The 12,354-nt window shown below is 44.9% G+C and carries 10 protein-coding genes; 6 read left to right on the plus strand and 4 right to left on the minus strand.

Annotated features, from left to right (window positions below):
• Window positions 1-284: 284 nt before the first annotated feature.
• Genes ACLFWI_RS16650 through ACLFWI_RS16665 form a run of 4 tightly spaced genes read left to right on the plus strand, consistent with a single transcriptional unit; the run spans window position 285 to window position 4,239 of the window.
• Entirely contained in the window at window positions 285-1,538 is a 1,254-nt protein-coding gene (locus tag ACLFWI_RS16650) for a glycosyltransferase (RefSeq protein ID WP_446413842.1), read from the plus strand.
• Window positions 1,539-1,547: 9 nt separating this feature from the next.
• Complete coding sequence (locus ACLFWI_RS16655) at window positions 1,548-2,672, plus strand: glycosyltransferase family 4 protein (RefSeq protein WP_446413843.1); 1,125 nt, start codon at window positions 1,548-1,550, stop codon at window positions 2,670-2,672.
• Window positions 2,673-2,685: 13 nt separating this feature from the next.
• A complete protein-coding gene (locus ACLFWI_RS16660; RefSeq protein WP_446413844.1) occupies window positions 2,686-3,375 on the plus strand; it encodes a methyltransferase domain-containing protein in 690 nt (229 codons plus the stop codon).
• A 6-nt stretch (window positions 3,376-3,381) separates the two neighbouring features.
• Window positions 3,382-4,239, plus strand: coding sequence for a glycosyltransferase family 2 protein (locus ACLFWI_RS16665; protein WP_446413845.1), 858 nt, complete (start codon window positions 3,382-3,384; stop codon window positions 4,237-4,239).
• Window positions 4,240-4,300: 61 nt separating this feature from the next.
• Here the strand turns inward: ACLFWI_RS16665 and ACLFWI_RS16670 are convergent, their stop codons facing one another.
• A complete protein-coding gene (locus ACLFWI_RS16670) occupies window positions 4,301-5,581 on the minus strand; it encodes a glycosyltransferase family 4 protein (RefSeq protein ID WP_446413846.1) in 1,281 nt (426 codons plus the stop codon).
• Between the two features lie 665 nt (window positions 5,582-6,246).
• Here ACLFWI_RS16670 and ACLFWI_RS16675 point away from each other — a divergent pair.
• Entirely contained in the window at window positions 6,247-8,553 is a 2,307-nt protein-coding gene (locus ACLFWI_RS16675) for a GumC family protein (protein WP_446413847.1), read from the plus strand.
• A gap of 501 nt (window positions 8,554-9,054) precedes the next feature.
• Here the strand turns inward: ACLFWI_RS16675 and ACLFWI_RS16680 are convergent.
• Together ACLFWI_RS16680 and ACLFWI_RS16685 are read right to left on the minus strand one after the other, a co-directional pair.
• On the minus strand, window positions 9,055-9,738 hold the full coding sequence (locus tag ACLFWI_RS16680; RefSeq protein WP_446413848.1) for a Crp/Fnr family transcriptional regulator: 684 nt from the start codon (window positions 9,736-9,738) through the stop codon (window positions 9,055-9,057).
• A gap of 264 nt (window positions 9,739-10,002) precedes the next feature.
• Complete coding sequence (locus ACLFWI_RS16685) at window positions 10,003-10,566, minus strand: tetratricopeptide repeat protein (protein ID WP_446413849.1); 564 nt, start codon at window positions 10,564-10,566, stop codon at window positions 10,003-10,005.
• A 474-nt stretch (window positions 10,567-11,040) separates the two neighbouring features.
• Between ACLFWI_RS16685 and ACLFWI_RS16690 the strand changes: the two genes are divergently transcribed.
• Entirely contained in the window at window positions 11,041-11,889 is an 849-nt protein-coding gene (locus ACLFWI_RS16690) for a universal stress protein (RefSeq protein ID WP_446411175.1), read from the plus strand.
• A 156-nt stretch (window positions 11,890-12,045) separates the two neighbouring features.
• Here ACLFWI_RS16690 and psbM read toward each other — a convergent pair whose 3' ends face one another.
• On the minus strand, window positions 12,046-12,162 hold the full coding sequence (gene psbM / locus ACLFWI_RS16695) for a photosystem II reaction center protein PsbM (protein ID WP_006101355.1): 117 nt from the start codon (window positions 12,160-12,162) through the stop codon (window positions 12,046-12,048).
• Window positions 12,163-12,354 lie beyond the last annotated feature (192 nt).

Below are 12,354 nucleotides of genomic sequence, written 5' to 3' on the forward strand. Positions count from 1 at the left end.
CTTTTTGTTCCATGGGGGAGACCAGAGGATGCTTCGCTTTTTGTTCCATGGGGGAGACCAGAGGATGCTTCGCTTTTTGTTCCATGGGGGAAGCCAGAGGATGCTTCGCTTCTGTTGCACGGGGGAGACCAGATGTTGCTTCGCTTTTTGTTCCAAGGGGGAAGCCAGAGGATGCTTCGCTTTTTTTGCTTATGGGATGCGAGGGGGATCGACAATGTACCGCATAGCAGAGCAAACTGCTGTATAGCTGGCATATCACTTTTGTTACCTTGGCTGGGATTCCAGTGACTTTTAAACAACTTCCACACACTCCCCTATCAACACCAGAAACGGCGGTAACCCAACCACGAGTTTGTCATGTCGTTGCAAGCATCAATGAATCTACAGGAGGTCCAGCTTTATCTGTCACTAGCTTAGCTCAAGCCCTTGCTGCACAGGGAGTATTCTCTCATCTACTTACACTTGACTATCAACAAAAAGGTCGCCAAATTCCAGCAGTAGATACCAAGTTACACAGCTATCCGGCGACCTTCCTTAGCTGGTATCTACGCGGCTTTCAGCCTAATGCTAGCCATGCTCTGTGTCAATTAGCCTCAACCGAATTAGATTTAATTCACAACCACGGCTTGTGGATGTTTCCCAATCTTTATGCTCGTAAAGCCGCCGTGAACAATCGTCTGCCATTGGTAATTTCTCCCAGAGGCATGATTGAGTCATGGTCATTGAAGCGCAGCCGAACAAAGAAATGGTTGGCATGGGTTTTGTACGAACAAGAAAACTTGAAAAATGCGACGGCTTTTCATGCCACTTCCTGGGAAGAAGTAACTTCTATTCGTCGGATTGGATTTGAACAGCCGATTGCTTTAATTCCAAATGGGGTCTATTGCCCGGATCTATACGAGCAAACAAATCGAGAAATATTGACAGAACTATTTCCAGAACTATCTGCTCAAAAATGGCTGCTTTTCTTGTCCAGAATACATCCTAAGAAAGGCTTAGACAACTTACTGCAAATTTGGCATAAGTTGGCGGATAAGTTTCCTGAATGGCATCTTTTGATTGCTGGTCCGGATCAGATTGGCTATCAAAGCAAACTAGAATCGATGACAGTAGAGTTAAGCCTAGAGAAGCGAGTTACTTTTACCGGAATGCTTTCGGGAGAAAAAAAAGCAGCTGCTCTGGGAAACGCTGACCTATTTGTTTTACCAACTCATTCAGAAAACTTTGGCATTGCTGTAGCAGAAGCACTCGCTCATGCAATTCCAGTAGTCACAACCAAAGAGGCACCCTGGCAAGATTTGTCTACCTATGAATGCGGCTGGTGGATAGATAACAACCAAGACGCACTAACTTGTGCCTTAGCTGAAGGGATGCAATTGTCTTCCCAAGAACGCCAAGTCATGGGTTTAAAAGGTCGAAATTTAGTGGAAACTAAATACTCCTGGGATTCTATATCTAAGCAGATGTTAAGCGTTTACCACTGGATTCTAGGTCATGGTGATCCTCCTAGTTGTATTCAGTTTGACGTTTCTCGCTGAGGGTCTAAGATGAAAATTTCTATCGTTACAGGTCCTTGGTTTCCGGTTCCGACATTACAAGGAGGAGCAGTACCGCGTCGCTGGCAAGGTGTGGCTGAACAATTTGCGGCTATGGGTCATCAAGTAACTATTGTATGCCGCTCCTATCCCAGCCAGCCTCAACAAGAGATTCTCAATGGTGTGAAGTATTTCAGGTATAGTGGATTTCCTCAAAGTCGTTCAATTGCTTGGGATTTGCTTAAAGACTTGGCTTATGCTTTATTAGTCTTGCCAGTGTTACCTCGGGCTGACATTTTAGTCATCAATGATTTTTGGTTACCTGTCTTCGCATCTACACTACGTTCTAATGCCGGTCGAGTTGTAATTAATGCCGCTAGATTTCCTAAGAAACAATATCATTTATACGCTGGCGCTGACCGATTTGTTGCTCCATCTAAAGCCATTCAAGAAGCCATTGCTAAACAATATCCACCTGCTAATTCTCGGCTTCGGGTCATTCCTAATCCAATCGACACTCGCCTGTTCTATCCACCTGTTTCACCACGTCCTATAAGGAAGGATAAAACTATCCTGTATGCAGGTAGAATTCACCCAGAAAAAGGCATTCATCTCTTGCTCGATGCTTTTGCCATCTTATGCCAAGATTTCTCCGATGTAAAATTGCGGATTCTGGGTCCGTTCAGGCAGAATCAAGGTGGTGGTGGAGAAGTTTATCTACATAGCTTACAAAGAAAAGCTCAACAATTACCTGTTGAGTTCTCTGAACCAATATTTGATGGCAAAAAATTAGCTGAAGCCTACCGCACTGCCGATCTATTTTGTTATCCATCACTAGCTGAGAAAGGAGAATCGTTTGGGGTGGCTCCTTTAGAAGCAATGGCTACAGGTTTAGTGCCTATAGTCTCTGATCTGGACTGCTTTAGAGACTTCATTGAAGAAGGTAAAACCGGATACTTTTTCGATCACCGTAGCGCTGATGCGGCTAAAAATCTCTCATCCACTTTGGCTTCAGCACTACTTGATTATCAAGCAACTAGCGAAATGGCTATTAATGGTTCACAAAATGCTACTTGTTTTAGTTACGCAAGAATTGCCCAACTCTATTTGACGGAGTTCGAGGAATTAATCAAATAAGGACAACTGTGAGATGATCATGCCAAAAGATATGATTCAAGAATTTTATGAAAAGGTTTATACCGAATACTTATCTGATATGTCTGGCGAATTTGATAGTTATGAAAGGAATAATGCATTGAAACGGATTTATCGCCAAGGTAACGGCAAACGCTTATTAGATATAGGTGCTGGTCGCGGTACGGTAAGCAAATTTCTTATAGAAAAGGGCTACGAAGTCTATGCTTTAGAATGGAATGGGGCTGGCGTAGACAAACTAATCAAACTTGGTGTTAGCGCCATCCAGAAAGACATTGAAGATATTCCCTATAATTACGAAGATAATTTTTTCGATGAAGTATTTTGGGGAGACAATATCGAACATCTATTTTTCCCCGAAAAGGTTGCTAGGGAAATTCATAGAATTCTCAAACCGGGCGGACGACTTGTTCTGAGTACTCCTAATCATGGTTGGATTGTCAACCGCCTCTACTATTTACTCATGGGTGTACCCAGAAGAACAGAGGGACATAAAATTCCAATTTGGGAATGGCAGCACATTCGATATTTTAATAAAGCTGAAATTAGACGATTTTTAAACCATTGCGGATTCTCTAAAAATTTTGTTTTTTATGGAGCCGAGCGCCGACAACCATTTGCGGCTTTGAGTCGGTATTTTCCCTCGCTTTTAGGCTCCGTCATGGTGGTTGAAGTTCGTAAATAAACAGATATGCTAGAAACAATTACTCCTCTTATCCTTACTCTCAATGAAGCCCCTAATATCGATCGCACTCTGGCAAAACTTACCTGGGCAAAGCAAATCGTCGTTATTGACAGCTACAGTACCGACAAAACCCTGGACATTGTAAGATCCTATCCGCAAACCCAAGTCTTCCAACGGCAGTTCGACACCCATCACAACCAGTGGAACTACGGCTTAGCACAGATCAAAACTGAATGGGTACTCTCCCTGGATGCCGATTATGTCCTCACCGACGAACTGATTACCGAAATTGAGTCTCTTGCCAATAATTCTCCCATAGATGGCTACTTCGTCCGGTTCAAATATTGCGTATTTGGCAAGCCACTGCGCGGAACATTGCTTCCGCCTCGACAAGTTCTATTCCGACGCGAAAAATCTATCTATCTGGATGACGGACATACCCAGCTACTTCACGTCAAAGGTAAGTCGGGTACACTCAACTCCTATATTTACCACGACGATCGCAAACCTCTAAGCCGCTGGTTATGGGCGCAAGACCGCTATATGCTGATTGAAAATAAGAAAATCCTGGAAACGTCTCCTGGTGAACTCAGCTTCGGCGATCGCATCCGGCGGCAAAAAATCCTCGCCCCCTTCGTCATCCTGTTCTACTGTCTGATCTTCAACCAAGGTATTCTCGACGGTTGGTATGGCTGGTATTATGCACTCCAGCGAACTCTGGCAGAAATCCTACTCTCAATTCGTCTCATCGAAATGGAAAAACTTGCATCTCAATTACCCACTACGTCGGACAGATCTGTCTCCAACAGAATCGCAGCAACATCTACCCAATCGGTTAACCCTTCTGTCTTGGTGGAAAAATAAGCTGTAATGCATTTAAATCGGGTATTAGTAGCGAGCAAGGCTGACAACAGCGGATTTGGTATTATCCTCCTGTTCCTTGACCCATTGTATTCGTTTTACGTCCTTTTATCCCATCTCTTTCATTAGGGCTTGATGCCAACTCTGAAACAACAGACTGATGCAATAATTTAGAGTACTCTTGTGCAATCCGATCCGGGGTAAAATTGGATTGTAAATACCGACGACCCGCTTCACCCATACGCTTGACCAACCGTTCATCTGTGGACAAGCCGAGAATAAATTCTGCCAAACCCTTCGCATCACCGTTACTAAACGCTGCCCCACATTCAGCCTCCGCAATCAGCGCCTGTAAATAAGACTGCGGTTCACAAATTGCAGCGATTGGACGCCCTGCGGCTAAGGCGGCGTAAAGTTTACTGGGGGCGACTAAACCTTCCATCCCTGAACTAATGCTAACTAAGGATAAGTCCCCTGAGGTGAGTGAATAGGGTAGGTTTTGTTTATCTTGATAGGGTAAAAAGCGGCAATTATTTAAGCCAAGCTGACGAGTTTGGGCTTCAAAGGCTTCACGTTTAGCACCATTGCCAATAAAAACAAACAGAATTGAGTCATGTTGTAACAGTTGGGCAGCGTTGAGAATCGTCTCCATATCATGACAGCGACCCATGTTCCCAGAATACAACACCGTAAACCGATCGACTAGATTGAACCTGTGGGCAAACCAGTTATCCTGTTTAGCAATGGGTACAATCCAATTAGCATCTGCCCAATTATGAATAACGGTAATTTTATCCTTGAGTGGGGGACATTTGGCAATGACTCGATTCTTCATCGAAGGACTCAAGACAATAATTTGTTGAGCTTGTTTCCATATATGGCAGTTCACCGTATTCCAGAGTCTAACTAACCAGTGGCGACGAGACACAACATTGAGTTCGACTGCAACATCTGGATATAGATCATAGACTAAACAAACATAAGGTAGTCCAAATAACTTTTTCGCCAAATATCCCAGAATGGGCAGAAAAGGAGGAGCAGTGGTTAACAGGAGTATGTCTCCCCGACTACGGGTTCTGAGTAAATGCAGTCCAGCCCGCAGACAAAAGATTAGTCCATTTAATGCTTTGCCACGAATACGTTTCGACCAAATCCGAGTCGCTCGCGATCGCTGAACGATCAGTTGCTGAAAATACTCCCTTGCTGGTGCTGACTGGCTGTGAAATGCATAACCCGGTTGTCCTGTAAACACTCGCACCGATAAACCTTGTTTGCCTAACTCGACAGCCAGTTCTTCTATTAGCTGTCCGGTTGCGGCGTAGTCAGGGGGGTAAAATTGAGTCAAGATCGATAACCGGAGGGATTTACTATGGCGTAGGGGAGTCTCACTATTGCTCATGTTTCTGTGTTACTGACTGGGATCTAAAATAAATATCAAATTACGCTAGACTTTACACATTAATTTGCCAATATCCGGATCGGATCAGAACTCAATTGTCCAACTTTGTTGAGTATTTATTTTACCCCAATTTAAACCTATTTTTTATTCTTCATGGTCAAATTAATAGATGAAATTTTAATAAAGATTACAAAAATGAGCCTGATATTGGATGTGACAGTTTATGATCAATTTAAATTAGATGATCGCTGTAATTTTTGGATCACCATATCTTAACGAACATTTCCAGCACCTTCGGATAGATTTAAATCATTCGTTGGTATTCCTTTGCCCATCCACCGCAGCGATAGGCAAGATTAGTCAATTCAAAATGCCTACACCCTGACCCTTCTATGGATTATCCTGATCGAGCGCACTAACGCTGTATCTGTAAGTAGTCATTATGATCAGCGTACACCAAAACCTCTAAAAAAGTTGTTTTCCTCCTGTCGCCGGGAGTTCTACCTGAGTCGTGAGGGTCAACCTTCGTGCATCCCCACCTCCTCTAGGATAAGGGATCGAATCGTCCACTATTCGCGTCAGTTCTCAAAACGCCAACGTTTAACTGAATTATGGGTTCAAATGGAGAGCATCAGTCGTTATTACCCAATCGTAATGGACAACTACCGTCAGAACTGTCCAGTCTCTCCCTGTATGAGTTAGCTGAGACAGAGGATGACAAGCTGGATTTGCGTAAGATTCTGGCGGTAGCGCGGCGACGAGCATTAGTTATCGCTGGCGTGGCGATCGCGGTGACATCGGGAATTGTCACGAAAGTCTTGCAGCAGACACCCAATTATGAAGGTAAGTTTCAGTTATTAGTGGGGTCAGTTTCCAGTGAAGATCACTTAGATCAGATTAGTGCATCCCTGAATCAATCGGCTGGGGGTCAAGCCAACAGTATAGATTACGACACCCAAATTCAGGTGCTGTGGAGTCCTCAAGTAATGGCACCAATTGTCGAACAAATTCAGTCTCGTTATCCAGAGATTAACTATAATACGCTTCGCCGCCAACTGGCGATTAATCAGTTACAAGAAACGAAAATATTAGAAATACGCTACCAAGATTCTGACCCGGAAAAGATTCAGTTTATTCTAGAGCAAGTTGCCCAAGGGTACATGAACTACTCGCTCTCTGAACAGCAGACGAGTACGCGACAGGGGATTGAGTTTGTCGAAGAGCAACTACCGAAACTTCAAGGGCGGGTGGATACTCTCCAGCAAAAACTACAACGATTTCGCCAAAATAATACATTAGTTGATCCAGATAGTCAGGGTCAAGTATTGACCAGTCAAGTCAGCACCATTGTCCAAGAACGTCAAAACACCCAAACTAAACTGGATGAAGCCCGCACCCTGGCGCTGCAACTGCAAAGTCAGTTAGGAGAATTAGGACTATCTGCCAAACAAGCGATCGCGGCTTCCGCCCTCTCCGAAGCCCCGCGTTATCAGCAGTTGCTGAATCAGTTAACGGAGATTGAAAGTCAAATTGCTAATGAATCGGCGCGGTTTACCGAAGAGAGTCCCACGATTCAGGCGCTACGAGAGAAGCAACAAAATTTACTTCCTCTGCTGAGTCAGGAAGCCGGAACTGTTTTGGGGGCAAATGCTAGCGCTGTACCCGAAAATCCGGCATCTTTGGCGTCCCCTAGTTCCCTGCGTTTGGCACTGACTCAACAGCTTGTGGAGACGACAAACCAAATTAATATGCTAGAAGTGCGGGCGGGTGCGATCGCCAAAGCGGAACGGTTGATGAGTCAGCAACTGAAGAATTTGGCAGTTGTTGCCCGTCAGTATACCGATTTACAGCGGGAGTTGAAAGTCGCCACCGAGAGTTTGAACCGATTTCTGGCGGTGCGAGAGACACTACAAATTGAAGCCGTCCAAAAGACATTACCTTGGCAGTTAATTGCCGAACCTCAACAACCTCAAAAACCAATCTCACCCAACATACCGCACGGTATAGCTTTGGGGGCAGTAGCTGGATTGCTGGCAGGTGCTGGGGCGGGGTTTTTAGCCGAAAAGTTGGATAAGGTGTTTCACTCGGCTGAGGAATTGAAGGAAAAGACAGGGTTAGCGGTTTTGGGAACGATTCCGTTTCATAAGCCTCTGAAAAAACCGACTAAACTAGCAAAAACCGCAGGAAAACTGGAAACTCCGCTATTGGCATCTCCCATCAGTCAATCCACTTATCGCTATCAGGCTTCTCCATTTTTAGAGGCTTTTCGTTCGCTTCAGACAAATCTTCAGTTTATTAGTCCTGATCAACCGATTCGTTCGGTGGTAATCAGTTCAGCGGTTCCTGCTGATGGCAAATCCACTATAGCAACATTCATGGCACAAGCCGCCGCCGCCATGGGACAACGGGTGTTGCTGGTGGATGCCGATTTACGACGTCCCCAGGTGCATCTGAGGACGGATTTACCGAATGTGTGGGGATTGAGTCATGTTATTTCTAGTGACATTAATGTGAAAGATGTGATTCAGCCATCACCGTTGGAGGAGAATCTATTTGTGTTAACCGCGGGGCAAATTCCACCTGATCCGACTCGATTACTCTGTTCTCAAAAGATGCAGCATTTAGTTGAGTCGTTTCAAGAAATGTTTGATTTAGTTATTTTTGATACACCACCCATGTTAGGTTTAGCCGATGCGCGGTTATTGGCGGCGCATACGGATGGGATTGTTATGGTGGTGGGATTGGGGAGAACGGATCGAACGGTATTGATGCAGGTGTTATCTGGATTGAAAACCTCTCATGCCCGAGTCTTGGGAGTGGTGGCGAATGGGGTTAAGAACTATACCACGAGTTCTTATGATTATTATCATCGCTATTATGGGAAGATGCCCCAGGAAACGACGGTGCAGAATAGGTGAGGATTGTCATTCGTCTTATGTCATTTGTCATTTGTAAGGTGAAATATTGCTTAGTCTACAGGGGAAACAAGAGAAATTGTCGGGGCGGGTTTAGCCACTCAGTCAGATGATCTAACCATTAGCCTCTCAACAAAACCCGCCCTTCCCCAGTGTGGCTTATCTGGTCTAGCTTCCACAGTCATGCAGCAGACCCGATTTAATCCAAATTAAAACCTCTCCTACTGGCGTGGCACACCTAAAATGGTGGGATAGATTTTATAGCAGTAGACACATCGATTAGGACTTTCGGCACCATTGTAGAGACGCGCCATGGCGCGTCTGGAACATAAATGATGTGTCCTAACCGCTATGGCGGTTGCTATACCATTGAATCGGGCGCACGCCATGCGCCCCTAAGGTTTACGGGCGTAATTCTAATTCATCAAATAAGGTGTGCCACGCCATTACCAATTAATTTCGATAACTTCTATTTTTATAGGCGTAAAAAAAATGTGTGCGTGGCTATCGTTCCGATAAAATTCGTAATCCTTCTAAATTTAATAACCGAATCCTCGCTCCCTGAATTGAAATTAATCCTTCCTGACTCAACTTGGCAAATACTCGTGATAAGGTTTCAGGAATTGTTCCTAATAAAGAAGCTAACTGAGTCTTGGTAATATCTAATTCTACGTGATTGGCATGCTCAGACCGTTCGCTTAAATAGAGCAAATAAGCCGCCAACCGTCCGGGTACTTCCTTTAACGATAAATCTTCAATTAATCGGGCAAAACGTCGCAAATGCCGCGCAAAAACAGCTAACATATTAATCGCTATCTTTGGCTGTTGATCCAGCAATTCTAAGAAAGCATCGCGCCCAAAAAATAACAATTCGGTTTTCTCTAACGCTGTAGCCGATGCGGGAAAGCATTTGCCATCAAAAGCGGGGACTTCGGCAAAATGTTCTCCCACCCCAAAAAATTCTAATATTTGTTCTTTTCCTTCCGCTGATAACTTAAATACTTTTACTCGACCGGATTTCACGACAAAGAATCCGCTACCCTCCTCCCCTTCAACAAAAATTACCTCACCTTTATGATAGGATTTCGCGATCGCAATGGTCGCGATCGCGTCTAACTGCTCATCCGGCAAACCTCGCCAGAGTTGGGTATTGGCGAGAAAGTCTCGCTGTTGAAAGGGTTGACTCACGGGGCAAAATGTGTTGTGTGGCTTAAAACGGTTTACTGATAACAGTAGCCTAGATTTGCCGCATTCACATAGCCATCTATGGGTCTTTCAATCGGCACCCAACCATTGTTAAGCGTTAGTCACAGATAAAGGCATTTGGAATGATATCACAACGTTTTTTGTATTTGGTCGTAAGAATTAATTCAAGGGAACAGGAAATATGATGGATTAGCCTCGTAGGGGCGCAAGGCTTGCGCCCAGAAATTCCGCCCAGTTTGCGCCCAGTTATGAAGCTGTGGCGGAAATTTGTCCAATAATATCAGCCAAGCGATCGCGTACCTGAAGCATCGCATCCGCTATTTCTTGATCGAGGATGCTAGGATTCTCCCGGAGTGTGAGAATCTGTTGTTTAAGCTGTTGCAGTTGTTCCAACTGCTCTTGCTCCACATCCTCACTATCAATCGCGGCTTCGAGTTGAGAGAATTGCTCGTCATTTTGCATCAACGACTCAATTTGTTCTCGTTGGGCAAGCAGTTGCGCGATCGCATTATAGTACGCTTGAATCACCCGTACCCGCGCATAAGATTGATCGGCTTCTTCTTGCTGTCCTAAAGCCGATAACACGCGAGAACGCCCATACCAAGGAATCACGTCATCCGGATGCAGTTCGATGGCTTGATCACAAGCACTCAGAGATGTCTCTCCTTGGAGTTCCAGACATTCCTGCACCAAAGCATTAAACGTATCAGTTCTAGGGGAAAGGGTTTCAGCCGCCGTCACCGGGGGCATATAGAGTCCCAGCACTAATACTACTGTAATAATTACCTGCCAGAGTCTTGAAAGGTTCATGGAGATTTCTTTTCGATGGATACTATAGACTGTTCTACCTTAACGAATGTGAGCAATGTGTAGAAACCTAGCCTGCTACGTCTGGAATTCCCCTGCACGCTTAAGAAAGGGCGGGTTTACATAAGTTAATGGTTGTCTTCAGAACGTTATGGGTAAAACCCGCCCCTACAACCAATACTGCTCGGATAAGCTCTAATTTAATTTATTCTCCCCCTGCTCCCCCCGCTCCTCTTAACCGAACAGTATTACCCCTACAACCCTGCACCCCCCAGTCGTTGACAAATTGTCAAATTTTGAAACCCCGATTCCCAGTATCCTTAGTTTTAGAAGGCACAAATACGATAACGTTCAGGACTGATGCATTGTCAGGGAAACAACTACTACTTCCGGGGCTTGTGGAATTTACCCCAATATGGCTCCGACTCTCCTGGAATGGCGAAAGTCTCATCTTAACCACTCACAACGATTGAAACCATGATTGAAAAAATTTTGCTTGCTGTTGCCGGTCGGGGATTATGTGAAGAAATGTTTAATATGTTGACCGAAATCCCGATCATGCAACAGGTATCGGTTACGGTTCTCCATGTAGTCACCCCCCAAGTTAGTGCTGACGCCATGTCAGCCAAACTAGAAGAGGGCGGTAAGATTTTGGCAGACGCCGTCAAGTCTCTCAAAATCGATCCCAACAAAATCACACCCAGACTCAAACAGGGAGATCCCAAAGACGTAGTGCTGCAAGTGGCTGAGGAAGAGCAATCTGACCTAGTGATTATGGGTTCCAGAGGACTCAAACGGTTGGAATCCATCTTGGAAAACTCGGTTAGCCAATATGTTTTCCAATTGTCCTCTCGCCCCATGTTATTGGTGAAAGACGATATCTATGTCAAACGGATCAACCGAGTCATGGTGTCAATGAATAAATCCGATAGTGCTAAGCAAAGCTTGGATTTGGCACTGTCTCTGATTCGGGATGTCAAAGGCGGTCAACTGTATTTGGTTCACGTCAACCCTGACCAAAAAACGCCATCGGGTGAATCGATAACCACTCCTGAAACCGATCCGGTTTTGGCATCGGCGGCGGCGGAAGCGAAAAAGCAAGGTGTTGCCTATAAATGTATAAATAGTAAGGGTCAGGCGGGACGAGAGATTTGTCGCTTGGCAGATGAAATGAATGTGGACTTGTTAGTCCTAGGTTCTCCTGAACGCCGTCCCACCATTGCTAAGTCTCTCCCTGATTTAGACCGATTGCTGGGGACTTCCCTGTCGGACTATGTGCGGGTGTATGCCAATTGTCCTGTGCTATTAGCTCGCACACCGGATTGAGTAAAATGGCACGCTCCTTAAGGTTGGTGGGCAATGCCCACCCTACTCACTATACAAATTGTCCCCTGTTGTTAGTTCACACACCAGATTGAGTGTCAGATCCCCGACTTCTTGAAGAAGTCGGGGATCTTATGGGCGGAAGGTAGACAGCCAATGCTAAGAATTTTTATTGCTTTCTCGGCTAGCTGTCTGGATATACAGAATCAACAAAAAAACTGTGGGAACCAGTACAAACAGAAGACTGGCAACGAACCCTAACTCATTAACTTGCATTGAACTAGTGCCTCTACAATTGGTTTTGAACCGCTCTTCTTAGAATATCATTGGCTTCTGCCAATAGTGCAGGTTGACTGCAAATATTGATCAGCTACCATCCCTATTTGCTTCTAGACGTGCCATCGCTCTGTACTCAGACGTAGCATGCTACGTCTCTACACCCAGACGTAGCTTCAGGGCTTAGTTTTC

Source organism: Coleofasciculus sp., from assembly GCF_046539235.1.
In the GTDB taxonomy this organism is placed as follows: domain Bacteria; phylum Cyanobacteriota; class Cyanobacteriia; order Cyanobacteriales; family Coleofasciculaceae; genus Coleofasciculus.